Below are 25495 nucleotides of genomic sequence, written 5' to 3' on the forward strand. Positions count from 1 at the left end.
ACCAGTGCCCACCGGCGTCGATCGCACCGATTTGGCCGCTCGCCGCCCGCCCGGTAGATTGGGAGAACCAATGACCGCCGGTTGTTGCACTCTGCCTCTGGGTGGATGTGACCGAAGGCCTCACGTCTGTGAGCGTCCGGCGCAGGTGAGCTTCAGTCGATGATCGTGCTGTTCGTCAGCATGTTTTCAGAGCCTCAGCGCGCCTGCGCCGAGGCTCTTTTTTTCGTGTCGCCCGAGCGACTGGCACTCACCACCGAAGGAGGCGCGCATGGCTACCGCCGCTAAGGATGCAGCCATTGCCGAGCTTGCGGACAACTTCCGCAACTCGGATGCTGCCGTGCTGACGGAGTACCGCGGTCTCACCGTGGCGCAGATCACCGATCTGCGTAACTCCATTCGTGAGCACGCCACCTACGCCGTGGTGAAGAACACGCTGACCGCCCGTGCGGCTGCCGAAGCCGGCGTGACGGCTTTCGACGGCCAGCTCCAGGGCCCGTCCGCTATCGCCTTCGTCACCGGTGACCCGGTGGAGACGGCGAAGAAGCTGCGTGACTTCGCCAAGGCCAACCCTCTCCTCGTCATCAAGGGCGGCGTCCTTGATGGCAAGGCCATGTCGGCCGAGGAGATCAACAAGCTCGCGGACCTCGAGTCCCGCGAGACCCTGCTCGCCAAGCTGGCCGGGGGCCTCCAGGCCTCGCTCAGCCAGGCTGTCTACCTCTTCGCGGCCCCGCTGTCGCAGGCTGCTCGCACCGTCGACGCCCTGCGTGCGAAGGTCGAGACCGAGGGACCGGCCACCGACGCAGCCCCGGCTGTCGAAGCGGCCACCGCAGACGTCGCCGAGGGTGGCGACGAGGCCTGATCCGGTCCTGACCGGCATCAGCGCAAACCCACCACAACGCCACTCACGGCACGGATCCCACGACCACATCGGTCCGGGTCCGACAGAACAGAAAGGACGCCCATCATGGCGAAGCTCTCCAACGACGAGCTCCTCGAGGCTTTCAAGGAAATGACGCTCATCGAGCTCTCCGAGTTCGTGACGCTCTTCGAAGACACCTTCAACGTCACCGCTGCTGCCCCGGTTGCTGCCGCGGCTGCTCCGGCTGCAGGCGGCGGCGACGCCGGCGCTGCCGAGGAGAAGTCCGAGTTCGACGTCATCCTGGCCTCGGCCGGTGACAAGAAGATCCAGGTCATCAAGGAGGTGCGCGCCCTCACGTCCCTCGGTCTCAAGGAGGCCAAGGACCTCGTCGACGGCGCCCCGAAGCCGGTTCTCGAAGGTGTCGCCAAGGACGCTGCCGACAAGGCCAAGGAAGCCCTCGAAGGCGCCGGCGCCACCGTCGAGGTCAAGTGATCTCTGCCCGGGCACTGCCTGGGCACTGATCGCGAGACATCGCGTCGAAGCGGGTCGCACCATCACGGTGCGGCCCGCTTTCGCATGCCCGCAGACCTGGCGTCGCGCCAGAGGAACCCTGCCGAGGCCGGTGCCGCCGATGACGCGCGCGATATTCGGGTGCGGTTGTCGGTGTTCACCCGTAGCCTGTGACGTGCCATGACGACACCACCCGCGCCGCACGCCTCGCCATCCCGCCAGATCGGATGGCGACGCATCGCCGTCCCCAGTACGTGGGCCGCCGTCATCCTCGCGGCCGTCACAGCGTTGGCGACGACGGCGGCGTCCGTCATCGCGGGCCGGCTGGCCGAGCACACGAGCGCTCGCCTCGTGACGCTGCTGGCCGTCACCGTCCTCGGTGGGGCGCTCGTCGACACCGCGGGGCGCTTCCTGTGGGCGGGTATGGTCGATCGTGCCGCCGGGCAGCTGCGTCGCGACCTCGTCGACGCGGTGCTCGCGCAACCGCTCGAGGCCCTGTCGGAGCAGGCGGGCGGTGAGATCCTCGACCGTGTCGACGACGACACCCACGAGATCTCGAACCTGCTGCGTCAGCAGATCTGGATGGTGCTGCGGATGACGCTCGCCATGGTGCCGATGTGGATCGTCGCGGGTATCACGTGGTGGCCGGCCTGGGTGCTCTTCCCGCTCTTCGCGGCGCTGACGTGGGTGCTCATGCGTTCCTTGCTCGCCCCGATCGCGGCGGGCAAGGTTCTCGAGGAGGCCGCCTGGACCGAGCACGCCGCCATCTTCGAGGAGGGCGTCGCGGGCCGCGACGACATCCGCACGAGCCTCGGCCAGCCGTTCGTGGTCGCGCGCCTCGCCAAGCTGTCGGCGCGCGTGCACGAGCGGTTCCTGGCCGTCGTGCGCCTCGAGGTCAAGCTGCTGCTGCGCACCGGCCTGTCGCTGCACCTGCTGCTCGTCCTCGTCGTGCTCGCCGGTGTCGCGCTCGCCTCGCGCACGTCGATGTCGGTCGGTGATCTCGTCACGATGTTCCTCGTCACGAGCACGTTCGTCGGCATGCTGGCCCGGGTCGCCGAGCAGTTCCCGGACATGCAGGCGGGCCTCGGCGCCATCGTGCGCCTGCGCGCCCTCCTGGCCGTTCCGGCCGAACCCGAGGGCGGACGAGCGCTGCCGGAGGGCCCGCTGGATCTCGACGTACGTCACCTCGACTTCAGCTACGGCACCGGCACGTTCGCGCTGCAGGACGTCGACCTGCGCGTGCCGGCCGGGTCGACTCTCGCCCTGGTGGGACGCACCGGATCCGGCAAGTCGACGTTGGCCTCCCTCGTCTCGCGCGCCGTCGAGCCGCCGCCCGGTTCGCTCTTCCTCGGCGGCGTCGACGTGCGCGACCTCGACCTGGAGGCGCTGCGCGGGGGCGTCGGTGTCGTCACGCAGCGCACCGAGATCCTCGCCGGCACGCTGGCGGAGAACATCACCGTCTTCGAGCCGCTGCCGCGCGCTCAGATCGAGGACGTCGTCGAGACGCTCGGTCTCGGCCCGTGGGTCTCGACCCTGCCCGACGGCCTCGACACGGTGCTCGGCCCGGGTGGCGTGAGCCTGTCGGCCGGCGAGGAGCAGCTGCTGGCGTTCGCCCGTCTGCTCGCACGCGACGTGCGCGTCATCGTACTCGACGAGGCGACCGCCCGCATGGATCCGGTGACGGAGGCCCGCGTCGTCGCGGCCTCTGCACGGTTGCTCGAGGGGCGCACCGGCATCCTCATCGCGCATCGTCTCGGCACCATCGAGCGGGCCGACTTCATCGGCGTCATGGAGCGCGGGCGCCTCGTGCAGTTCGGTCGCCGTGACGAACTGCTCGAGACACCCGGTTACTTCCGCGACCTCACCGAAGCCGCCGGCGCGTCCGCCGTCCCCGCCCCGGACCACGAGGCCCCGCACGTCGCGCACGCGCGACGCACGGGCGCGGCGCCCGTCACGCGCGACATCCCCGAGGGTTCGTCCCTCGCACGCGCGATCATCAACGCGCTGAAGGTGCGGCCCGAGTGGGGCGTCGTGGCCATCTTCGCGTTCCTCGCGTTCTCCATCTTCGGTGCCATCGGCAGCGTCACGGGCTGGGCTTGGGGTCACACCGTGCAGGCCCTGACGGACGGCACCCCCGCATGGGGTTGGGCCGCAGCGGTCGCGGTGTGCGTGATGCTCGGCCCGGTCTCGCTCGCGGTGGCCGTCATCCGTTACCCGCGGTGGTGGATCGAGATCTCCCTGCGGGTGCGCATGCGCGTGCTCATCGGACAGACGGGGCAGCACCGGCTGCCGCGCACGCCTCCCGGCGAGGTCGTCGCGCGCGCGATGGATTCGGATCGCTTCGTCCGCTATGCCGACCGGTGGATCGACTTCACCAACGGTTTCGTCATCGTCGTTCTCACCGCTGTGCTCGGTGGCACCTGGCTCGCGGGTCTCGTCCTGCTCGTCATCATGGTCGGCTCGGCGCTGGCCTCCGCCCTCGGACGGCGCGTGGCGGGCCGCTCCGCCGCGCGGGCGTCGGCGTCCCGTGCCCAGTTCGGTCGCGCCCTCGTCTCCTCGCTCGAAGCAGCGCGCACCATCAAGCTCGCGGGTCGCACCGGGCGCATCCGCGAACACCTCGCCGCCGTCGACCGCACGCGCGTCGAGGCCGCGGTGCGCGAGCACCGAGTCGCCGCCGTGCTCGACGGCGTCCCGACGCTCATGGTGCAGGCAGGCATCGTGGCAGCCTGGGCGGGGGCGCTGTACGGCACCTGGGGCCTTGCGACGGCGCTGCTCGTCGTCAACGCGGCGTCCAACTTCGACTGGTTCGGCCGGGTCGCCGGGTCGGTCGTCACCGAGGCGCCCGGAACGCGGGCCTGGCTCAGGGCGACGAGCGAACTCGCCGGCGGGGCCGATCTCGTCGACCTCCTGGCCGGCCTCGACCTGCCCTCCGGTGCGGCACCTCAGGTACCTGAGACGCCGAGGGAGCCCTTGCGCGAACTGGCGTTGCGCGACCTCGCCGCCCTGCACGATGACGGGACGGTCGGCGTCGAAGGCGTGGATCTCACCGTCGGGCAGGGCGAGCTCGTGCTGCTCCTGGGCGCCGTGGGCTCCGGCAAGTCGAGCCTGCTGGCGGCACTCGCGGGGCTCGTGCACCACACCGGCTCGCTCACGTGGAACGGACGAGAGGTGAGCGAGCCAGAGCTCTTCCTCCGCCCCGGCCAGGTCGCCTACGTCGCCCAGACGCCCCGAGTGCTCTCCGGCTCCTTCGCCGAGAACGTGCTCCTCGGTCACGAGCGCGAGTTCGACACTTCCGTCGACGCTGCGCGTCTCACCCCCGACATCGACAACGCGGGCGGCCGGGACAGTCTCGTCGGCCACCGCGGGGTGCGCCTGTCCGGTGGGCAGGTTCAGCGGCTGGCGCTCGCGCGAGCCCTGTCGACGGAGGCCGAACTGCTCCTGGCCGACGACGTCTCGAGCGCGCTCGACGCGCGCACCGAGCTCGAGCTGTGGGACGCGTTGCGTGCGCGTGGCAGCGCCGTCGTCGGGGCGACGTCGAAGCGTTCGGCTCTCGCCCGGGCCGACCGCGTCGTCGTCCTGGAGGCGGGCAGGGTTGCGGACGCCGGCCCGTGGCGTGAGCTCGAGACGCGCTGGTCGCACCTGGCGGGGTGACGGGCGACCGGCGCGTCGCTGCTTGACTGTGCGCCCGCCCTGCGTCATTCTCGTGGGGTCAAGACGGCGCCGGGGGAGGCGCCGGATCATAGCGGTCGATGCGGTCAACCCGGGCTCGTCAGGATGGGCGCGCGGTGCGACAGACTCGGGTTCCGAGTTCGTCGGCTTGCATCCTTCTTCTCTGGGTACTATTCTGCTATTTTGCGCTGCCCTGTCTGCGCCTGCCCCCGACACCCGATCCGGATTCCGCGTCAAGACGCCACCACGAAGAGCTGCCCGCTCTGCTTGGTCGCGACATCATGACGCCGGCCGTCCGAGGAGCGTCGAGGGGGGAGGACCCGTACGGCAGGTGGCGCGCACTGCCGATCTGTAAGGCCTCTGGAAGGGACCCTCCTTGGCTGCCTCGCGCACCGCGACCCAGACTCTGTCCTCGGCGAAGACTGCCTCCGGCCGTCTCACCTTCGCCAAAATTCGTGAGCCCCTCGAAATCCCGGATCTGCTCGCGCTGCAGACCGAGAGCTTCGACTGGCTTCTCGGCAACGAGAAGTGGCAGGCCCGCGTGGCCGCCGCCAAGTCGGAGGGCCGTGTCGACGTGCCCGAGCGCTCCGGTCTGGAGGAGATCTTCGAGGAGATCTCGCCGATCGAAGACTTCTCCGGCTCGATGTCGCTGAGCTTCCGCGACCACCGATTCGAGGACGTCAAGTACTCAATCGAGGAGTGCAAGGAGCGCGACATGACGTACGCGGCTCCGCTGTTCGTCACGGCTGAGTTCATGAACGCCGAGACGGGCGAGATCAAGAGCCAGACGGTCTTCATGGGCGACTTCCCGCTCATGACGGACCGCGGCACGTTCGTCATCAACGGCACCGAGCGCGTCGTCGTCTCGCAGCTCGTCCGTTCGCCGGGCGTCTACTTCGAGCGCTCCATCGACAAGACCTCCGACAAGGAGATCTACACGGCGAAGGTCATCCCCAGCCGTGGTGCGTGGCTCGAGTTCGAGATCGACAAGCGCGACATGGTCGGTGTCCGCGTCGACCGCAAGCGCAAGCAGTCCGTGACGGTGCTGCTCAAGGCGCTGGGCTGGACCGAGGCTCAGATCCTCGAGGAGTTCGGCCAGTACGAGTCGATGCGCGCCACCCTGGAGAAGGACCACACGGCCGACCAGGACGCCGCGCTGCTCGAGATCTACCGCAAGCTGCGCCCGGGCGAACCGCCGACGCGTGAGGCTGCCCAGCAGCTGCTCGACAACCTGTACTTCAACGGCAAGCGCTACGATCTCGCGAAGGTCGGCCGCTACAAGGTCAACAAGAAGCTGGGCGTCGACGGCGGGCTCGAGGACTCGACGCTCGGCATCGACGACATCGTCGCCACCATCAAGTACATCGTCGCGCTGCACGCCGGCGAGGAGACGATGAAGGGCACGCGTCACGGCGAAGAGATCGACGTCCGCGTCGAGATCGACGACATCGACCACTTCGGCAACCGCCGCCTGCGCAACGTCGGTGAGCTCATCCAGAACCAGGTTCGCACGGGCCTGTCCCGCATGGAGCGCGTGGTTCGTGAGCGCATGACGACGCAGGACGTCGAGGCCATCACGCCGCAGACCCTGATCAACATCCGCCCCGTGGTGGCGTCGATCAAGGAATTCTTCGGAACGTCGCAGCTGTCGCAGTTCATGGACCAGAACAACCCGCTCGCCGGTCTGACGCACAAGCGTCGTCTGTCCGCGCTGGGCCCCGGTGGTCTCTCGCGTGACCGCGCAGGCATGGAGGTCCGTGACGTCCACCCGTCGCACTACGGCCGCATGTGCCCGATCGAGACGCCGGAAGGCCCGAACATCGGTCTCATCGGTTCGCTCGCGTCGTTCGGTCGCATCAACCCGTTCGGTTTCGTCGAGACGCCGTACCGCAAGGTCGTCGACGGCCAGGTCACCGACGACGTCGACTACTTGTCGGCGGACGAGGAGGACACGTTCGTCATCGCGCAGGCCAACGCGCCGCTGACGCCGGACAACCACTTCGCCGAGGACCGCGTCATGGCGCGCACCAAGGGCGGAGAGGCGAGCGACGTCGCGATCGAGGACGTCGACTACATGGACGTCTCGGCGCGTCAGATGGTGTCGGCCGCGACCGCACTCATCCCGTTCCTCGAGCACGACGACGCCAACCGCGCCCTCATGGGTGCCAACATGCAGCGTCAGGCGGTGCCGCTCGTTCGTTCGGAGGCTCCGCTCGTCGGTACCGGCATCGAGTACCGTGCGGCACTCGACTCGGGTGACGTCGTGCGAGCCACCAAGGCGGGTGTCGTGCAGGAGGTCTCCGCCGACCTCGTCACGGTCGCCAACGACGACGCGACGTACTCGACGTACCGCATCGCGAAGTTCACGCGCTCGAACCAGGGCACCTGCTACAACCAGCGTGTCGTGGTCAACGAGGGTGAGCGCCTCGAGGAGGGCGCCGTCATCGCTGACGGCCCCGCCACCGACGGCGGCGAGATGTCGCTCGGCAAGAACCTGCTCGTGGCGTTCATGCCGTGGGAGGGCTACAACTACGAGGACGCGATCATCCTGTCGCAGCGCCTCGTGCAGGACGACACGCTCTCCTCGATCCACATCGAGGAGCACGAGATCGACGCCCGCGACACGAAGCTGGGCCCGGAGGAGATCACGCGGGACATCCCGAACGTCTCCGACGAGGTGCTGGCCGACCTCGACGAGCGCGGTATCATCCGCGTCGGCGCCGAGGTTCGTGACGGCGACCTGCTCGTCGGCAAGGTCACGCCCAAGGGTGAGACCGAGCTGACGCCGGAGGAGCGCCTGCTGCGCGCCATCTTCGGTGAGAAGGCCCGCGAGGTCCGCGACACGTCGATGAAGGTTCCGCACGGTGAGACCGGCACGGTCATCGGCGTCAAGGTCTTCGACCGTGACGAGGGCGACGAGTTGCCCCCGGGCGTCAACCAGCTCGTGCGTGTCTACGTGGCGAACAAGCGCAAGATCACCGACGGTGACAAGCTCGCCGGCCGTCACGGCAACAAGGGCGTCATCTCGAAGATCCTGCCGGTCGAGGACATGCCGTTCCTCGAGGACGGCACGCCGGTCGACGTCGTGCTCAACCCGCTCGGTGTTCCCTCGCGAATGAACCCCGGTCAGGTGCTCGAGCTGCACATGGGCTGGGCCGCCTCGCGTGGTTGGAAGATCGAGGGTGACCCGGAGTGGGCGGCCAAGATCCCGGCCGATGCACGTGAGACGGGCCCGAACACCCGTATTGCGACGCCCGTGTTCGACGGTGCGCGCGAGACGGAGATCCGTGGCCTGCTCGAGTCGACGAACACGACGCGCGACGGCGTGCGCCTCATCGGCGACTCCGGCAAGGCGCAGCTGTTCGACGGCCGCTCGGGTGAGCCGTTCCCGGAGCCGGTCTCCGTCGGGTACATGTACATCCTGAAGCTGCACCACCTCGTCGACGAGAAGATCCACGCGCGTTCGACGGGTCCGTACTCGATGATCACGCAGCAGCCGCTCGGTGGTAAGGCGCAGTTCGGTGGTCAGCGCTTTGGTGAGATGGAGGTGTGGGCCCTCGAGGCCTACGGCGCCGCATACGCCCTGCAGGAGTTGCTGACGATCAAGTCGGACGACGTGACGGGCCGCGTCAAGGTGTACGAGGCCATCGTCAAGGGCGAGAACATCCCCGAGCCGGGCATCCCGGAGTCGTTCAAGGTCCTCATCAAGGAGATGCAGTCGCTCTGCCTCAACGTCGAGGTCCTGAGCAGTGACGGCACCGCCATCGACCTGCGCGACTCGGAGCAGGAAGTGTTCCGGGCCGCGGAGGAGCTGGGCATCGACCTGTCGCGCCGCGAGCCGAGCAGCGTCGAGGAAGTCTGATCACGGCGCCCGACACGCGGTGGGTCGATCGAGATGATCGCCCGGCCCACCGCGTGTCGGATCAGCCGGCGCAGACGTAGGTCCGCGGCTCGAACGAACCGACCGGACAACCACAACAGCAACGATCAGACTTTTCAGATTTAGGCGAGAGAAGGAATCAGCAACGTGCTGGACGTCAACTTCTTCGACGAGCTTCGCATCGGCCTCGCGACCGCGGACGACATCCGCGAGTGGTCGCACGGTGAGGTCAAGAAGCCCGAAACCATCAACTACCGCACCCTCAAGCCCGAGAAGGACGGACTCTTCTGCGAGAAGATCTTCGGCCCGACGCGCGACTGGGAGTGCTACTGCGGCAAGTACAAGCGCGTCCGTTTCAAGGGCATCATCTGTGAGCGCTGCGGCGTCGAGGTCACGCGCTCCGCGGTTCGTCGCGAGCGCATGGGCCACATCGAGCTCGCCGCGCCGGTCACGCACATCTGGTACTTCAAGGGTGTCCCGAGCCGTCTGGGCTACCTGCTGGACCTCGCGCCGAAGGACCTCGAGAAGGTCATCTACTTCGCGGCCTACATGATCACCTCGGTCGACGAGGAGCAGCGTCACGCCGACCTGCCGTCGCTCGAGAACCAGATCGAGGTCGAGAAGAAGGAACTCGAGAACCGTCGCGACGCGGACATCAACACGCGTTCGACGAAGCTCGAGGCCGACCTCGCCGAGCTCGAGAAGGAGGGCGCCAAGGCTGACGCCCGCCGCAAGGTCCGCGAGTCGGCCGAGCGCGAGATGACGCAGATCCGCAAGCGCGCGGATCAGCAGATCGAGCGCCTCGAGCAGGTCTGGGATCGTTTCAAGAACCTCAAGGTCCAGGACCTCGAGGGCGACGAGATCCTCTACCGCGAGATGCGTGACCGTTTCGGTCTGTACTTCGAGGGCGGCATGGGCGCTGCGGCGCTGCAGAAGCGTCTCGAGAACTTCGACCTCGACGCCGAGGCGGAGCTGCTGCGCGAGATCATCGCGACGGGCAAGGGCCAGAAGAAGACGCGTGCGCTCAAGCGTCTGCGCGTCGTCACGGCCTTCCAGCAGACCGAGAACAAGCCGGCCGGCATGGTTCTCGACTGCGTCCCGGTCATCCCGCCGGACCTGCGCCCGATGGTGCAGCTCGACGGTGGCCGTTTCGCGACGTCCGACCTCAACGACCTGTACCGCCGTGTGATCAACCGCAACAACCGACTCAAGCGTCTGCTCGACCTCGGTGCGCCGGAGATCATCGTCAACAACGAGAAGCGCATGCTTCAGGAGGCCGTCGACGCGCTGTTCGACAACGGCCGTCGTGGTCGACCGGTGACGGGTCCGGGCAACCGCCCGCTCAAGTCGCTGTCCGACATGCTCAAGGGCAAGCAGGGTCGTTTCCGTCAGAACCTGCTCGGCAAGCGAGTCGACTACTCGGGTCGTTCGGTCATCGTCGTCGGTCCGACGCTCAAGCTGCACCAGTGCGGTCTGCCCAAGCAGATGGCGCTCGAGCTGTTCAAGCCGTTCGTCATGAAGCGCCTCGTCGACCTCGAGCACGCGCAGAACATCAAGTCGGCGAAGCGCATGGTCGAGCGTGCCCGCCCGGTCGTGTGGGACGTCCTCGAAGAGGTCATCCGTGAGCACCCCGTGCTGCTCAACCGCGCGCCGACGCTGCACCGTCTGGGCATCCAGGCGTTCGAGCCGCAGCTCGTCGAGGGCAAGGCCGTCCAGATCCACCCGCTCGTCTGCTCGGCGTTCAACGCCGACTTCGACGGTGACCAGATGGCCGTCCACGTGCCGCTCAGCTCCGAGGCGCAGGCCGAGGCCCGCATCCTCATGCTCTCGAGCAACAACATCCTCAAGCCCGCCGACGGTCGTCCCGTGACGATGCCGACGCAGGACATGATCATCGGTCTGTTCCACCTCACCTCCGAGGTGCTCGACGCCGACGAGATGAAGGACGAGGACATCCGCGCGTTCTCGACCGTCGCCGAGGCCCGCATGGCCTTCGACGCGGGCGAGATCAAGATCGGCACGCCGATCTCGGTGCGTCTTCGCGACTTCGTCCCGACGGCCGGCACGGTGCTGCCCGACGGCGTCGAGGCGGACCAGAACGGCTTCGTCTCCGAGCTGCGGATCCGTACGACCCTGGGTCGCGCGATCTTCAACGGCACGCTGCCGGAGGACTACGAGTACATCAACAAGCCCGTCGACAAGAAGGTCCTCTCGGCCATCGTCAACGACCTTGCGGAGCGTTACTCGAAGGTCCAGGTCGCGGCGTCGCTCGATGCGCTGAAGGAGACCGGTTTCCACTGGGCCACGCGCTCGGGCACGACCGTCGCCATCTCGGACGTCGTCATGCCCTCGAACAAGGACGAGATCCTCGAGAGCTACGACGCCAAGGCCGCGAAGGTGCAGCTGCAGTTCGACCGTGGTCTCATCACGGACGACGAGCGCCGTCAGGAGCTCATCGAGATCTGGACGCAGGCGGCGAACGAGGTCTCCAAGCAGATGGAGAACAACTTCCCGAAGGACAACCCGATCTACCGCATGGTCAACTCGGGTGCCCGTGGTAACTGGTTCCAGCTGCGCCAGCTCGCGGGTATGCGAGGCCTCATGGCCAACCCGAAGGGCGAGATCATCCCGCGTCCGATCAAGGCCAACTTCCGTGAGGGCCTGTCGGTGCTGGAGTTCTTCATCTCGACCCACGGTGCACGAAAGGGTCTGGCCGACACCGCTCTGCGTACGGCCGACTCGGGTTACCTGACGCGTCGTCTCGTCGACGTCTCGCAGGACGTCATCATCCGCGAGGAGGACTGCGGCACGAAGCGCGGTCTCGTCCTGCCGATCGCGCAGCGCAACTCTGACGGCCAGCTGGTCGAGCACGAGGACGTCGAGAGCTCGGTCTACGCCCGCAACGTGGCGCAGACGGTCGAGATCGACGGCGAGACGTTCCTGCAGGCCGGTGACGACCTCGGTGACGTCGCGCTCAGCAAGCTGATCGACGCCGGCATCGAAGAGGTCAAGGTCCGCTCGGTCCTCACCTGTGAGTCGCGCGTCGGGACGTGTGCGAAGTGCTACGGCCGTTCGCTCGCGACCGGCAAGCTCGTCGACATCGGCGAGGCTGTCGGCATCATCGCGGCGCAGTCGATCGGTGAGCCGGGCACGCAGCTGACGATGCGTACCTTCCACACCGGCGGTGCCGCGGGTGACGACATCACGCAGGGTCTGCCCCGAGTCGTCGAGCTCTTCGAGGCTCGCACGCCGAAGGGTGTCGCCCCGATCGCGGAGGCATCCGGAAAGATCGAGATCGAGGAGACCGACAAGGCTCGTCGCATCAACCTCATCCCGGACGACGGCTCGGAGCCGCACGCCTACCCGGTGAGCAAGCGTGCGCGCCTGCTCGTCGAGGACGGCCAGCGCGTCGAGGTCGGCACGCTGCTCGTGCAGGGTGCGATCGACCCGAAGCAGGTGCTGCGCATCCTCGGTCCGCGTGAGGTGCAGAAGCACCTCGTCGACGAGGTCCAGGGCGTGTACCGCCAGCAGGGTGTGTCGATCCACGACAAGCACATCGAGGTCATCGTGCGTCAGATGCTGCGCCGCGTGACGATCATCGAGGCGGGTGACACCGACCTGCTCCCGGGTGAGCTGGCCGACCGCGCGCGCTTCGAGGACGCCTCGCGCAAGGCGATTGCCGAGGGCGGACGTCCGGCGTCGGGTCGTAGCGAGCTCATGGGTATCACGAAGGCTTCGCTGGCCACCGAGTCGTGGCTGTCGGCGGCATCGTTCCAGGAGACGACGCGCGTCCTCACCGAGGCCGCGATGAACGTCAAGAGCGACCCGCTGCTCGGCCTCAAGGAGAACGTCATCCTCGGAAAGCTCATCCCGGCGGGTACCGGCCTCAGCCGTTACCGCAACGTCAAGGTGGAGCCGACGGAGGAGGCGAAGGCCGCGATGTACGCGCTGCCGGACTACCAGCCGTACGACTACCCGGTCTTTGGCCCGGGCTCGGGCGAGGCCGTCCGACTGGACGACGCGACGCTCGGCTTCGACAGCTGATCGACGCAGATCCACGCCGCGAGGGGCATCTCCTGCACAGGCAGGGGGTGCCCCTCGCGGGTCTCCTCAGGTTCGTCGGCGTGTCGCGTTGCGGTCGGAACGTGCATGCTCCCGCGATTTGGCCGGGGCCCGGGAGAGTCGGTAAACTACTCGGGTGCATGGCAGGAGTCTGTCCGGACTCCACTCATGATCACACCCTCGCCGGGCAGTCGCCGCGATGGGCCGGGCACGGCGTCTCGAACGTCGTGCATGCGCCCCGCGACGAAAGTGCAGGGGAGGGGTCGCGCCTGTTGCGCCCTTCGGCGCACGATCCGCGACGAGACCAAGGAGCCTGCGATTCATCCTGCAGGCAGAACAGATACGACACGTTCGGAGAACTAGGTTGCCTACGATCAACCAGCTCGTCCGCAAGGGTCGCCAGGACAAGGCCACGAAGGCCTCGACTCCGGCTCTCAAGGGCAGCCCCCAGCGACGCGGTGTGTGCACCCGCGTCTACACCACGACCCCGAAGAAGCCGAACTCGGCTCTGCGAAAGGTCGCCCGTGTGAAGCTCACCTCTGGCATCGAGGTCACGGCTTACATCCCGGGCGTCGGCCACAACCTGCAGGAGCACTCGATCGTGCTCGTGCGTGGTGGCCGTGTGAAGGACCTTCCCGGTGTGCGCTACAAGATCATCCGCGGCGCGCTCGACACCCAGGGTGTCAAGGGCCGCAACCAGGCTCGTAGCCGCTACGGCGCCAAGAAGGAGAAGAAGTAATGCCTCGTAAGGGTCCTGCTCCTAAGCGCCCCCTCGTCGTCGACCCGGTCTACGGTTCGCCGCTCGTCACGCAGCTCGTCAACAAGATCCTGCTCGACGGCAAGAAGTCCATCGCCGAGCGCATCGTGTACGACGCCCTCGAAGGTTGCCGTGAGAAGACGGGTACCGACCCGGTCGTGACGCTGAAGCGCGCTCTCGACAACATCAAGCCGGCCCTCGAGGTCAAGTCCCGCCGCGTCGGTGGTGCGACCTACCAGGTGCCGATCGAGGTCAAGCCGGGCCGCGCGACGACGCTGTCGCTGCGCTGGCTCGTCGGCTACTCGCGTCAGCGTCGCGAGAAGACGATGACCGAGCGTCTGATGAACGAGATCCTGGACGCCAGCAACGGTCTGGGTGCCGCGGTCAAGCGCCGCGAGGACACGCACAAGATGGCCGAGTCGAACAAGGCCTTCGCGCACTACCGCTGGTGATCGCGGTTGGGTCGGCGGCCCGTCCTCTCCGTAGGATGGGTTCGGGCCGCCGTCCCGGCTCGCTCCAGCTACTCACACTGAACTTCGAACGAGAAGAGACACCGTGGCACAGGACGTGCTGACTGACCTCAAGAAGGTCCGCAACATCGGCATCATGGCGCACATCGACGCCGGCAAGACGACGGTGACCGAGCGGATCCTGTTCTACACCGGCGTCAACCACAAGATCGGTGAGACGCACGACGGTGCGTCGACGACCGACTGGATGGAGCAGGAGAAGGAGCGTGGCATCACGATCACGTCTGCTGCTGTGACGTCGTTCTGGAACGGCACCCAGATCAACATCATCGACACGCCGGGCCACGTCGACTTCACCGTCGAGGTCGAGCGTTCCCTGCGCGTGCTCGACGGCGCCGTCGCCGTCTTCGACGGCAAGGAGGGCGTCGAGCCCCAGTCCGAGACGGTCTGGCGTCAGGCGGACAAGTACGACGTTCCGCGCATGTGCTTCGTCAACAAGATGGACAAGATGGGCGCGGACTTCTACTTCACCGTGCAGACCATCAAGGACCGTCTGGGCGCCGAGCCCCTCGTCCTCCAGCTCCCCATCGGTGCGGAGAACGACTTCATCGGTGTCGTCGACCTCGTCGAGATGCGGGCGCTCGTGTGGCCCGGCGACGCCAAGGGTGACGTCACCATGGGCGCCAAGTACGAGATCCAGGAGATCCCGACCGACCTGCAGGCCAAGGCCGATGAGTACCGCAACGCGCTCGTCGAGCGCGTCGCCGAGTCGGACGACGACCTCATGGAGAAGTACCTCGGTGGCGAGGAGCTCACGACGGCTGAGCTCAAGGCCGGCATCCGCAAGCTCACGGTCAACTCCGAGCTGTACCCGGTCATGTGTGGTTCGGCCTTCAAGAACCGCGGTGTCCAGCCGATGCTCGACGCCGTCGTCGACTACCTGCCGAGCCCGCTCGACGTCCCCCCGATGATCGGCCACAAGCCGGGCGACGAGGAGACCGAGATCACGCGCAAGCCGGCTCTCGACGAGCCGTTCTCGGCCCTGGCGTTCAAGGTCGCCGCGCACCCGTTCTTCGGTTCGCTGACCTTCATCCGCGTCTACTCGGGCAAGATCTCCGCCGGCTCGGCCGTCGTCAACTCGACGAAGGGCAAGAAGGAGCGCGTCGGCAAGCTCTTCCAGATGCACGCCAACAAGGAGAACCCGGTCGAGGAAGCACAGGCCGGTCACATCTACGCGGCGATCGGTCTCAAGGAGACCACCACCGGTGACACGCTGTCCGACGTGAACGAGCAGATCGTTCTCGAGTCGATGACGTTCCCGGAGCCCGTCATCTCCGTGGCCATCGAGCCCAAGACGAAGGGTGACCAGGAGAAGCTCTCCACGGCCATCCAGAAGCTGGCTCAGGAAGACCCGACCTTCCAGGTCGAGCTCGACGAGGAGACCGGTCAGACCATCATCCGAGGCATGGGCGAGCTCCACCTCGACATCCTGGTCGACCGCATGAAGCGCGAGTTCAAGGTCGAGGCAAACGTCGGTGCGCCGCAGGTCGCCTACCGCGAGACGATCCGCAAGGCCGTCCCGAAGTACGACTACACGCACAAGAAGCAGACCGGTGGTTCGGGCCAGTTCGCGAAGGTCCAGATCACCTTCGAGCCCCTGGACACGGCCGAGGGCGAGCTCTACGAGTTCGAGAACGCCGTCGTCGGTGGTCGCGTGCCGCGCGAGTACATCCCGTCGGTCGACAACGGCATCCAGGATGCGATGCAGCAGGGTGTCCTCGCGGGCTACCCGCTGGTCGGCATCAAGGCGATCCTCGTCGACGGTGCCTACCACGACGTCGACTCCTCGGAGATGGCGTTCAAGATTGCCGGTTCCATGGCGCTCAAGGAGGCCGTCCGCAAGGCCGACCCCGTGCTCCTCGAGCCGATGATGGCTGTCGAGGTCCGTACGCCCGAGGAGTACATGGGTGACGTGATCGGTGACATCAACTCCCGCCGTGGCCAGATCCAGGCCATGGAGGACGTCAGTGGCGCCAAGGTCGTTCGCGGCCTGGTTCCGTTGTCGGAGATGTTCGGGTACGTTGGCGACCTCCGTTCCAAGACGCAGGGTCGTGCCAACTACACGATGCAGTTCGACTCGTACAGCGAGGTTCCCCGGAGCGTCGCGGACGAGATCATCAAGAAGATCCGGGGCGAGTGAACGGGTTCATCCCCGTCGATTGACCCGTACACCACCTGTAACCAACAGACGCGTCCCGGCGCCTTCACCCGAAGGCGACACAGCGTTTGACCAACACAAGTCCTGAGGAGGACCCAAGTGGCGAAGGCAAAGTTCGAGCGGAACAAGCCGCACGTCAACATCGGCACCATTGGTCACATCGACCACGGCAAGACGACGCTGACGGCAGCAATCTCCAAGGTTCTGCACGACAAGTACCCCGAGCTCAACCCCTTCACGCCGTTCGACGAGATCGACAAGGCGCCCGAGGAGAAGCAGCGCGGCATCACCATCTCGATCGCGCACATCGAGTACCAGACGGAGCAGCGTCACTACGCTCACGTCGACTGCCCCGGTCACGCTGACTACGTGAAGAACATGATCACGGGTGCGGCGCAGATGGACGGCGCCATCCTCGTCGTCGCCGCGACCGACGGTCCGATGCCGCAGACGAAGGAGCACGTCCTCCTGGCTCGCCAGGTCGGCGTTCCCTACATCGTCGTCGCGCTGAACAAGGCTGACATGGTCGACGACGAAGAGATCATGGAGCTCGTCGAGATGGAGGTCCGCGAACTGCTGTCCTCCTACGACTTCCCGGGTGACGACCTGCCCGTCGTCCAGGTCTCGGCGCTCAAGGCGCTCGAGGGCGACGCCGAGTGGGGCGACAAGCTCATGAACCTCATGAACGCTGTCGACGAGTCGATCCCGGAGCCGGAGCGCGACATCGACAAGCCTTTCCTCATGCCCGTCGAGGACGTCTTCACGATCACCGGTCGTGGCACCGTCGTCACCGGTCGCATCGAGCGCGGTGTCCTGAACGTCAACGAGGACGTCGAGATCGTCGGTATCCACGAGGGTCCGGCTGCCAAGACGACCGTCACGGGCATCGAGATGTTCCGCAAGCTGCTCGACGAGGGTCGCGCGGGTGAGAACGTCGGTCTGCTCCTTCGCGGCATCAAGCGCGAGGACGTCGAGCGTGGCCAGGTCGTCGTGAAGCCGGGTTCGATCACCCCGCACACGGACTTCGAGGCTCAGGTCTACATCCTGTCGAAGGACGAGGGTGGCCGTCACACGCCGTTCTACGACAACTACCGTCCGCAGTTCTACTTCCGTACGACGGACGTCACGGGTGTCGTGCACCTGCCCGAGGGCACCGAGATGGTCATGCCCGGCGACAACACCGACATGACGGTGGAGCTCATCCAGCCCATCGCCATGGAGGAAGGCCTCAAGTTCGCCATCCGTGAGGGTGGTCGTACGGTCGGCGCCGGTCGCGTCACCAAGATCATCAAGTGATCTCGCTCCCGTGAGGGAGTGACATCATCGAAGAAGGGCCCGAGCACCGTGAGGTGCTCGGGCCCTCCTGCGTTCCCGATGGTGCGCTGCGACGGGTGTCAAGCACCACTGCCGCTCTGGCCGACGAAGCACTGCGTGGGGTGCCAGTGGCTTGGGGCGGCGCCGAGATCGAGGGTGAAGGTACCGCTCTTCGCGCCACCGTCGTCGGCCATGCCGTTGCCGACGACGACACGTCCGCTCGCGCGCTCGTAGCACACCGCGTTGAAGCCATAGACCTGCGACTCGGGGCCGGCCGCATATTTGCCGGTGATGCGGGGTCGAAAACCTTCGTACCCGTCCGGAATGACCTTGACATCGGAAACCGCGATGTCGTCTGCGTGCGGGTTGGGCTCCACCTTGGTGATGCGCATGCGCACCTTGACGCTGCCGGCGGGCGCCTTGCTCAGGCCGTTGTCGACCTTGGTCATCTGGCGGCCCTTGCCCACGTTGATGGAGCTCTCAGCCGTCGCGAGCACCTTGTTGTCGCCGTCCAGCATCTCGTACTGGATCGTGGCGACGCCGGGGCCGGTGCCATCGATCTTCCAGACGCTGTACAGCTTCGCGTACTGGGAACTCGGTTCGGATTTGTATCCGCCCGCCATGACGACGCTCGCGTTCGTCATCACGGAGCCCGCGGGCGGCGTCACCTTCTCGGGTGCCTCGGGACGGGCGCCGGTGGGGCCGGCGGCCGCAGCGTCACTGCCGGCGGAGGCGGACGGCGGTGCCGAAGAGGGTGAAGTCTCGGCGGCACTCGACGACGACGATGTGGGGGAGGGCTCCGTTGCCGTGGACGCAGACGACGTCGGGGACGAGGCCGAGCCCTTGGTGGTCGCGGCCTGCTCGTCCTGACATGCCGTGAGGGACAGCGCGGCGGCGAACGTCAAGGCCGCTGCTGCCATGCGGGGGGTCTTCATCGTGCTCTCCTCTGCCTCGGGTCCGTTCGTGGTCTCGAACGCGTTCATGTCTGTGACGGCACCGGCGACCGAGCGGTTCCGTGGCCCTCATGAGCGGGCCGTTCGACGAAGCCCGCGATGTGGACCACCAGAGCGCGCCGGCCCTGTGGGGGACGCGCCCGCCGTGAAAGGATGGTGACAAGACCGACCGCAGCACCTAGGAGACATCGTGTCACTCGCCGACCTCACCCGCGCCGAGCGTGATGAGCTGTTGAAGCGCGTCCAGGCCGACTACGAACAGTTACGTGCGCGCGGGCTGAATCTCGATCTCACGCGCGGCAAGCCGTCGTCAGCGCAGCTCGACCTGTCGAACGCGCTACTGTCGTTGCCCGAGGGGACGAAGGATGCGTCAGGGGTCGACGTCCGCAACTACGGGGGGTTGCCCGGTCTCGTGGAGATCCGAAGCATCTTCGCCGAGCTGCTCGGGGTCGACGTCGATCAGATCGTTGCGGGCAACAACTCGAGCCTGACGATGATGCACGACGTTCTCGTCTATCACCTGCTGCGAGGCGGCCTCGGCTCGCCGCGCCCGTGGTCGCAGGAGGGGAGCGTCAAGTTCCTCGCACCCGTGCCCGGGTACGACCGCCACTTCGGGCTGCTCGAGAGCCTCGGCATCGAGATGATCAACGTGCCGATGCGTGAGGACGGGCCCGACGCGGACGAGTGCGCCCGCCTCGTCGCGCACGACCCGAGCATCAAGGGCATGTGGATCGTGCCGACATACGCCAACCCCACCGGCGCGATCTGCTCGCAGGAGGTCGCGGCGAAGCTGGCGGCGATGCCGGCTGCCGCGCCTGATTTCCGCATCTTCTGGGACAACGCGTACGCCGTGCACCATCTGAGCACGAACGAGGCGAAATCGGCCGACATCGTGAGCCTGGCCCAGGCGTCGGGCCATCCCGATCGCCCGATCATGTTCGCCTCCACGTCGAAGATCACCTTCGCCGGTGCCGGCGTCGCGTTTCTGGCCGGCTCGCGCGAGACGGTCGGCTGGTACCTGGCGAACCTCGGGTACGGCTCCATCGGCCCGGACAAGGTGAACCAGCTGGCCCACGCGCAGTTCTTCGGCGACGCAGAGGGGGTGCGCGAGCACATGCGCAAGCACGCCGCCATCATGGCGCCCAAGTTCGCTGCCGTCGACGCAGCCCTCAGCGAGCGGCTGGGTGAGTACGGGGTCGCACGCTGGAACAAGCCGGAGGGCGGCTACTTCGTCAACCTCGACGTCGTGCCCGGCACCGCGAGCCGCGTCGTCGAACTCGCCAAGGAGGCGGGCATCGCCCTGACACCGGCAGGCGCCTCGTTCCCGTACGGCAAGGACCCGTTGGACGAGAACATCCGGCTCGCGCCCAGCCTGCCGCCCCTGGCCGAGGTCGAGGAGGCCATGGCGGGCGTGGCCCTGTGCGTCCTCGTCGCGGCGCTCGAGCACGCGCGGGATTGAGACGCCGCGACCGCCGCACTATGCCCTCGCCATCAGCGCCCCCGACGCCCCGATTTGGAGGCGGCGGGGGCGATCTGGCACTATGGACAAGTTGCTTGACGCGTGGTGGAGGTCCGTACCTGCACTGCCGCCTCTGAAACGCACTTGTTCGCACTTCCCTCACGAAGTGCACACGTTCTCATGGAACGGCGTGCGTCCAGGGAAGCGCAAGCACCGGCTGAAAAGCCTCCAGATCTTCCTGCCGGAAGATCGCGCCCGGAGGGCGCGCGACACGCCCGAGCGCGTGGGTGGGGGAGCCGGACACGAACATGATCGGCGAGAAGAGAGACTCACGCGAATGGCGGGACAGAAGATCCGCATCCGACTGAAGTCGTATGACCACGAGGTCATCGACAGCTCGGCGCGCAAGATTGTCGACACGGTGACCCGTGCAGGCGCAACGGTCGTTGGACCGGTGCCGCTGCCGACGGAGAAGAACGTCTTCTGCGTCATCCGGTCGCCGCACAAGTACAAGGACAGCCGCGAGCACTTCGAGATGCGTACGCACAAGCGCCTCATCGACATCGTTGACCCGACGCCGAAGGCGGTGGACTCGCTCATGCGACTCGACCTCCCGGCCGACGTCAACATCGAGATCAAGCTGTAAGCGAGGGTTTGACTCATGACTGCAACCACTGAGCGCCCCGTGAAGGGCCTCCTCGGCGAGAAGCTCGGCATGACCCAGGTCTGGGACGCCGACAACCGCCTCATCCCCGTCACCGTCGTCGCCGTCGGCCCGTGCGTCGTCACGCAGCTGCGCAGCGAAGGCGTCGACGGCTACAACGCGGTTCAGATCGGCTACGGCCAGATCGACCCGCGCAAGGTCACGAAGCCGCTGACCGGCCACTTCGAGAAGGCCGGCGTCACGCCGCGCCGCCACCTGGCCGAACTGCGCACCTCCGACGCCGGCGAGTACTCGCTCGGCCAGGAGCTGACGGCAGAGGCTTTCGAGGCCGGCCAGAAGGTCGACGTCGTCGGCCGCACCAAGGGCAAGGGTTTCGCCGGTGTCATGAAGCGTCACGGCTTCGCCGGTGTCTCGGCCTCGCACGGTGCGCACCGCAACCACCGCAAGCCGGGTTCGATCGGTGGCTGCGCCACCCCGGGTCGAGTCTTCAAGGGCATGCGCATGGCCGGTCGCATGGGTGGCGTTCGCCAGACGACCCAGAACCTCCAGATCCACGCCGTGGACGCTGAGAAGGGCCTGCTGCTCATCAAGGGTGCCGTTCCCGGCCCCGCGGGCGCTGTCGTTCTCGTGCGCACGGCCATCAAGGGAGCCTGAGCATGACTACCGTTGACATCCTGAGCCCCGAGGGCAAGACGTCCGGTTCTGTCGAACTGCCGGCCGACATCTTCGATGTCGCCACCAACGTCCCGCTGATCCACCAGGTCGTGGTGGCGCAGCTGGCCGCAGCTCGTCAGGGCACGCACAAGACCAAGACCCGCGGCGAGGTCCGTGGTGGTGGGCGCAAGCCGTACCGCCAGAAGGGCACCGGTCGCGCCCGTCAGGGTTCGACCCGCGCGCCGCAGTTCGCCGGCGGTGGCACCGTCCACGGCCCGCAGCCGCGCGACTACAGCCAGCGCACGCCCAAGAAGATGAAGGCCGCCGCCCTGCGCGGAGCCCTCTCGGACCGCGCCCGTTTCGAGCGCATCCACGTTCTCGAGTCCGTCGTCGCCGGTGAGGCGCCGTCGACGAAGGCTGCCGCGAAGTTCCTGGGCACGCTCTCGGACCGCAAGAACCTCCTCGTCGTCATCGACCGCATGGACTCGGTCTCCGAGCTCAGCGTTCGCAACCTGCCGAACGTCCACGTGCTCTGGAGCGATCAGCTCAACACGTACGACGTGCTGTGCGCCGACGACATCGCGTTCACGAAGGCTGCGTTCGACGCATTCGTCGCCGGCGGCCAGAAGTCGGAGGACACCAAGTGAGCACCCTGAACAAGGACCCCCGCGACGTCATCATCCAGCCCGTCGTCTCGGAGAAGTCCTACGCACTCCTCGACGAGGGCAAGTACACGTTCATCGTGGACCCGCGTGCGAACAAGACGGAGATCAAGATCGCCATCGAGCAGATCTTCGACGTCAAGGTCGCGTCGGTGCACACGCTGAACCGCAAGGGCAAGACGCGCCGTACACGTTTCGGCATGGGCAAGCGCAAGGACACCAAGCGCGCCATCGTCTCGCTCACGGAAGGCAACATCGACATCTTCGGTCAGGCCTCCTGACCCTCGATGACGATCGCCGAATCAATCCAAGACTGAGGACGACTTAGACCCATGGCTATTCGCAAGTACAAGCCCACGACCCCCGGTCGTCGTGGCTCGAGTGTGGCCGACTTCGTCGAGATCACTCGCTCCACGCCCGAGAAGTCGCTGGTGCGCCCCCTGACCAAGACCGGTGGCCGCAACGCCTCCGGACGTATCACGACCCGTCACATCGGTGGTGGCCACAAGCGCGCCTACCGTGTGATCGACTTCCGCCGCGCGGACAAGGACGGCATCCCGGCCAAGGTCGCTCACATCGAGTACGACCCCAACCGCACCGCCCGCATCGCGCTGCTGCACTACGCCGACGGCGAGAAGCGCTACATCATCGCGCCGAACAAGCTGAAGCAGGGCGACCGCATCGAGAACGGTCCCGAGGCCGACATCAAGCCCGGCAACAACCTGCCGATGCGTAACATCCCCGTCGGTACCGTCATCCACTGTGTCGAGCTGCGCCCCGGTGGCGGCGCGAAGATCGCCCGTTCCGCGGGTGTTCGCGTCCAGCTCGTCGCGAAGGACGGCCCCTACGCCCAGCTGCGCATGCCCTCCGGTGAGATCCGCAACGTCGACGTCCGCTGCCGCGCGACGATCGGTGAGGTGGGCAACGCCGAGCAGAGCAACATCAACTGGGGCAAGGCCGGCCGCATGCGCTGGAAGGGCAAGCGCCCGACCGTCCGTGGTGTCGCGATGAACCCGGTGGACCACCCGCACGGTGGTGGTGAGGGCAAGACCTCCGGTGGTCGTAACCCGGTGAGCCCGTGGGGCCAGAAGGAAGGCCGCACCCGCCGCCCGAACAAGGACAGCGACAAGCTCATCGTGCGTCGCCGTCGTACTGGCAAGAAGCGCTGATAGGAGCCTTTCGAAATGCCTCGTAGCCTCAAGAAGGGCCCCTTCGTCGACGAGCACCTCGCGAAGAAGGTCGATGCCCAGAACGAAGCCGGCACGCAGAGCGTCATCAAGACGTGGTCGCGCCGCTCGATGATCACCCCGGACATGCTCGGCCACACCCTGGCCGTCCACGACGGTCGCAAGCACGTTCCGGTCTTCGTGACCGAGAGCATGGTCGGCCACAAGTTGGGTGAGTTCGCTCCCACTCGTACCTTCAAGGGTCACGAGAAGGACGACAAGAAGGGTCGCCGTCGCTGACGCGGCGGGGTAACCCAACATGACGAACGAAAGTAAAGGGACAGCGATGGAAGCCAAGGCGCAGGCGCGGCACGTCCGCGTGACGCCGATGAAGGCCCGCCGCGTCGTGGACATGATCCGTGGCAAGCAGGCCGCTGACGCGATCGCTCTGCTGCAGTTTGCTCCGCAGACTGCCAGCGAGCCCGTTCTCAAGACGCTCAACAGCGCCATTGCGAACGCGCGTTTCACGGCGGACAAGAACTCCGCACCCTTCGACGAGAACGCACTGGTCGTCACGACCGCGTTCGTCGACGAAGGTCCGACCATGAAGCGATTCCGCCCGCGTGCCCAGGGCCGCGCGAGCCGCATCCTCAAGCGCACGAGCCACATCACCATCGTTGTGGGCGAGCGCGACTCGAAGGGAGGTAACCGCTGATGGGTCAGAAGATCAACCCGAACGGTTTCCGCCTCGGCATCACGACCGAGCACAAGAGCCGCTGGTTCGCCGACTCGACGAAGCCGGGCCAGCGCTACAGCGACTACGTCAAGGAAGACGTCGCGATCCGCAAGCTCCTGTCCGAGGGCATGGAGCGCGCCGGTATCGCACGCGTCGACATCGAGCGCACGCGTGACCGTGTTCGCGTCGACATTCACACGGCGCGTCCGGGCATCGTCATCGGCCGCCGCGGCGCCGAGGCCGACCGCCTCCGCTCGCGCCTTGAGAAGCTCACGGGCAAGCAGGTTCAGCTGAACATCCTCGAGGTCAAGAACCCCGAGGCCGACGCTCAGCTCGTCGCGCAGGGCATCGCCGAGCAGCTCTCGGCGCGCGTGTCCTTCCGTCGTGCGATGCGCAAGGGCATCATGTCCGCGCAGCGCGCCGGCGCCAAGGGCATCCGTGTCCAGTGCTCCGGTCGTCTCGGCGGCGCCGAGATGTCGCGCTCGGAGTTCTACCGCGAAGGTCGTGTGCCGCTGCACACGCTGCGCGCCAACATCGACTACGGCTTCTACGAGGCTCGTACGACGTTCGGCCGCATCGGTGTCAAGGTCTGGATCTACAAGGGCGACCTGACGGCCAAGGAGCTCGCTCGTGAGCAGGCCGCCGCCCCGCAGCGTCCGGCCCGTGGCCGCCGCAACGACGGCCCGCGCGGCGACCGTGGTGAGCGCGGGCGCGGTCGTGGCCAGCGCGCCGAGCAGACCGCTGTCACCAGCGAGACGACGACCGAGGTCACCGAGCCCGCCAAGACTGAGGGAGGCGAAGCCTGATGCTCATTCCCCGTCGAGTGAAGCACCGCAAGCAGCACCACCCGAAGCGCAGCGGCACCGCCAAGGGCGGCACGCAGGTCACGTTCGGTGACTACGGCATCCAGGCTCTCGAGCCGGCTTACGTCACGAACCGTCAGATCGAGTCCGCTCGTATCGCGATGACCCGCTACATGAAGCGTGGCGGAAAGGTGTGGATCAACATCTACCCGGACCGTCCGCTGACGAAGAAGCCCGCCGAGACCCGCATGGGTTCCGGTAAGGGTTCGCCGGAGTGGTGGGTCGCCAACGTCAAGCCGGGCCGCGTCATGTTCGAGGTCAACGGTGTGTCCGAAGAGGTTGCGCGCGAGGCCATGCGTCTCGCGATGCACAAGCTGCCGATGAAGTGCCGCTTCGTCGCGCGTGAAGGTGGTGACATCTGATGGCCAAGGGTTCGGAAGACCTGCAGCCGAAGGCACTGCGCGAGATGACGGACGAGGTGCTGACGCAGAAGCTCGCAGAGGCGAAGAAGGAACTCTTCAACCTGCGCTTCCAGTCGGCCACCGGCCAGCTCGAGAGCTCGGCCCGTCTGCGTTCCGTTCGCACGGACATCGCGCGCATCTACACGGAGATGCGTGAGCGCGAGCTCAACATCGGCCGTGATGAGAAGGTTGGCTGAC

The 25495-nt window shown here is 66.8% G+C and carries 21 protein-coding genes; 20 read left to right on the top strand and 1 reads right to left on the bottom strand.

Features of this window, described 5'->3' with window-relative positions; genetic code table 11:
• Positions 1-268: 268 nt before the first annotated feature.
• The 9 genes from rplJ to tuf all read left to right on the top strand — a co-directional run bounded on the left by rplJ (position 269) and on the right by tuf (position 17721).
• Positions 269-859, top strand: a complete 591-nt coding sequence (gene rplJ / locus ABH936_RS07090; protein ID WP_131940625.1) for a 50S ribosomal protein L10 — start codon at positions 269-271, stop codon at positions 857-859.
• 105 nt (positions 860-964) lie between these two features.
• A complete protein-coding gene (gene rplL, locus ABH936_RS07095; RefSeq protein WP_006946083.1) occupies positions 965-1351 on the top strand; it encodes a 50S ribosomal protein L7/L12 in 387 nt (128 codons plus the stop codon).
• A 198-nt stretch (positions 1352-1549) separates the two neighbouring features.
• A complete protein-coding gene (locus ABH936_RS07100) occupies positions 1550-5020 on the top strand; it encodes an ATP-binding cassette domain-containing protein (protein ID WP_404602928.1) in 3471 nt (1156 codons plus the stop codon).
• 394 nt (positions 5021-5414) lie between these two features.
• The gene (gene rpoB, locus ABH936_RS07105) at positions 5415-8900 is read left to right on the top strand and encodes a DNA-directed RNA polymerase subunit beta (RefSeq protein ID WP_006946069.1); all 3486 of its coding nucleotides are present in this window, start codon (positions 5415-5417) and stop codon (positions 8898-8900) included.
• A gap of 165 nt (positions 8901-9065) precedes the next feature.
• Entirely contained in the window at positions 9066-12962 is a 3897-nt protein-coding gene (locus ABH936_RS07110; protein WP_115296518.1) for a DNA-directed RNA polymerase subunit beta', read from the top strand.
• 382 nt (positions 12963-13344) lie between these two features.
• Positions 13345-13719: a 30S ribosomal protein S12 gene (rpsL, locus tag ABH936_RS07115; RefSeq protein WP_006946105.1), complete on the top strand. Its 375-nt coding sequence runs from the start codon at positions 13345-13347 to the stop codon at positions 13717-13719.
• Positions 13719-14189, top strand: a complete 471-nt coding sequence (gene rpsG, locus ABH936_RS07120) for a 30S ribosomal protein S7 (protein WP_006946238.1) — start codon at positions 13719-13721, stop codon at positions 14187-14189. Before rpsL ends, rpsG begins: the two co-directional genes overlap by 1 nt.
• A gap of 103 nt (positions 14190-14292) precedes the next feature.
• Positions 14293-16407 (top strand): elongation factor G, encoded by a 2115-nt coding sequence (fusA, locus tag ABH936_RS07125; RefSeq protein ID WP_144693487.1) that lies wholly within the window; start codon positions 14293-14295, stop codon positions 16405-16407.
• 117 nt (positions 16408-16524) lie between these two features.
• Positions 16525-17721 carry an elongation factor Tu gene (gene tuf / locus ABH936_RS07130; protein WP_006946303.1) on the top strand — a complete coding sequence of 399 codons (1197 nt, stop codon included), beginning with the start codon at positions 16525-16527 and terminating at the stop codon, positions 17719-17721.
• A 98-nt stretch (positions 17722-17819) separates the two neighbouring features.
• Here the strand turns inward: tuf and ABH936_RS07135 are convergent, their stop codons facing one another.
• The gene (locus tag ABH936_RS07135) at positions 17820-18674 is read right to left on the bottom strand and encodes a hypothetical protein (RefSeq protein ID WP_404602929.1); all 855 of its coding nucleotides are present in this window, start codon (positions 18672-18674) and stop codon (positions 17820-17822) included.
• Positions 18675-18882: 208 nt separating this feature from the next.
• Between ABH936_RS07135 and ABH936_RS07140 the strand changes: the two genes are divergently transcribed.
• The 11 genes from ABH936_RS07140 to rpmC all read left to right on the top strand — a co-directional run bounded on the left by ABH936_RS07140 (position 18883) and on the right by rpmC (position 25494).
• Complete coding sequence (locus tag ABH936_RS07140) at positions 18883-20151, top strand: aminotransferase (protein ID WP_404602930.1); 1269 nt, start codon at positions 18883-18885, stop codon at positions 20149-20151.
• Positions 20152-20488: 337 nt separating this feature from the next.
• Complete coding sequence (gene rpsJ, locus ABH936_RS07145; protein ID WP_006946210.1) at positions 20489-20797, top strand: 30S ribosomal protein S10; 309 nt, start codon at positions 20489-20491, stop codon at positions 20795-20797.
• Positions 20798-20812: 15 nt separating this feature from the next.
• The gene (gene rplC, locus ABH936_RS07150; RefSeq protein WP_038567101.1) at positions 20813-21469 is read left to right on the top strand and encodes a 50S ribosomal protein L3; all 657 of its coding nucleotides are present in this window, start codon (positions 20813-20815) and stop codon (positions 21467-21469) included.
• A gap of 2 nt (positions 21470-21471) precedes the next feature.
• The gene (gene rplD / locus ABH936_RS07155) at positions 21472-22116 is read left to right on the top strand and encodes a 50S ribosomal protein L4 (protein WP_006946139.1); all 645 of its coding nucleotides are present in this window, start codon (positions 21472-21474) and stop codon (positions 22114-22116) included.
• Entirely contained in the window at positions 22113-22412 is a 300-nt protein-coding gene (gene rplW / locus ABH936_RS07160) for a 50S ribosomal protein L23 (RefSeq protein ID WP_006946188.1), read from the top strand. The genes rplD and rplW overlap by 4 nt, the downstream gene beginning before the upstream one ends.
• A 51-nt stretch (positions 22413-22463) precedes the next feature.
• Positions 22464-23300 carry a 50S ribosomal protein L2 gene (gene rplB, locus ABH936_RS07165; RefSeq protein WP_006946059.1) on the top strand — a complete coding sequence of 279 codons (837 nt, stop codon included), beginning with the start codon at positions 22464-22466 and terminating at the stop codon, positions 23298-23300.
• 15 nt (positions 23301-23315) lie between these two features.
• Positions 23316-23597 (top strand): 30S ribosomal protein S19, encoded by a 282-nt coding sequence (rpsS, locus tag ABH936_RS07170; protein WP_006946113.1) that lies wholly within the window; start codon positions 23316-23318, stop codon positions 23595-23597.
• A gap of 46 nt (positions 23598-23643) precedes the next feature.
• Entirely contained in the window at positions 23644-24012 is a 369-nt protein-coding gene (gene rplV, locus ABH936_RS07175) for a 50S ribosomal protein L22 (RefSeq protein ID WP_006946292.1), read from the top strand.
• Positions 24012-24839 carry a 30S ribosomal protein S3 gene (gene rpsC / locus ABH936_RS07180; RefSeq protein WP_006946142.1) on the top strand — a complete coding sequence of 276 codons (828 nt, stop codon included), beginning with the start codon at positions 24012-24014 and terminating at the stop codon, positions 24837-24839. Before rplV ends, rpsC begins: the two co-directional genes overlap by 1 nt.
• Positions 24839-25258, top strand: a complete 420-nt coding sequence (rplP, locus tag ABH936_RS07185) for a 50S ribosomal protein L16 (protein ID WP_006946267.1) — start codon at positions 24839-24841, stop codon at positions 25256-25258. The genes rpsC and rplP overlap by 1 nt, the downstream gene beginning before the upstream one ends.
• The gene (gene rpmC, locus ABH936_RS07190) at positions 25258-25494 is read left to right on the top strand and encodes a 50S ribosomal protein L29 (RefSeq protein ID WP_006946167.1); all 237 of its coding nucleotides are present in this window, start codon (positions 25258-25260) and stop codon (positions 25492-25494) included. The genes rplP and rpmC overlap by 1 nt, the downstream gene beginning before the upstream one ends.
• Position 25495 lies beyond the last annotated feature (1 nt).

Source organism: Dermacoccus sp. GAS27A, assembly GCF_044909235.1.
GTDB lineage: Bacteria > Actinomycetota > Actinomycetes > Actinomycetales > Dermatophilaceae > Dermacoccus > Dermacoccus nishinomiyaensis.

Excerpts from the sequence above, each read along its gene's own strand:
- rplJ (WP_131940625.1), top strand. The coding sequence starts at position 269 with ATGGCTACCGCCGCTAAGGATGCAGCCATTGCCGAGCTTGCGGACAAC.
- rplL (WP_006946083.1), top strand. The coding sequence starts at position 965 with ATGGCGAAGCTCTCCAACGACGAGCTCCTCGAGGCTTTCAAGGAAATG.
- ABH936_RS07100 (WP_404602928.1), top strand. The coding sequence starts at position 1,550 with ATGACGACACCACCCGCGCCGCACGCCTCGCCATCCCGCCAGATCGGA.
- rpsG (WP_006946238.1), top strand. The coding sequence starts at position 13,719 with ATGCCTCGTAAGGGTCCTGCTCCTAAGCGCCCCCTCGTCGTCGACCCG.
- ABH936_RS07135 (WP_404602929.1), bottom strand. The coding sequence starts at position 18,674 with ATGAAGACCCCCCGCATGGCAGCAGCGGCCTTGACGTTCGCCGCCGCG.
- rpsJ (WP_006946210.1), top strand. The coding sequence starts at position 20,489 with ATGGCGGGACAGAAGATCCGCATCCGACTGAAGTCGTATGACCACGAG.
- rplC (WP_038567101.1), top strand. The coding sequence starts at position 20,813 with ATGACTGCAACCACTGAGCGCCCCGTGAAGGGCCTCCTCGGCGAGAAG.
- rplD (WP_006946139.1), top strand. The coding sequence starts at position 21,472 with ATGACTACCGTTGACATCCTGAGCCCCGAGGGCAAGACGTCCGGTTCT.
- rplB (WP_006946059.1), top strand. The coding sequence starts at position 22,464 with ATGGCTATTCGCAAGTACAAGCCCACGACCCCCGGTCGTCGTGGCTCG.
- rpsS (WP_006946113.1), top strand. The coding sequence starts at position 23,316 with ATGCCTCGTAGCCTCAAGAAGGGCCCCTTCGTCGACGAGCACCTCGCG.
- rplV (WP_006946292.1), top strand. The coding sequence starts at position 23,644 with ATGGAAGCCAAGGCGCAGGCGCGGCACGTCCGCGTGACGCCGATGAAG.
- rpsC (WP_006946142.1), top strand. The coding sequence starts at position 24,012 with ATGGGTCAGAAGATCAACCCGAACGGTTTCCGCCTCGGCATCACGACC.
- rplP (WP_006946267.1), top strand. The coding sequence starts at position 24,839 with ATGCTCATTCCCCGTCGAGTGAAGCACCGCAAGCAGCACCACCCGAAG.
- rpmC (WP_006946167.1), top strand. The coding sequence starts at position 25,258 with ATGGCCAAGGGTTCGGAAGACCTGCAGCCGAAGGCACTGCGCGAGATG.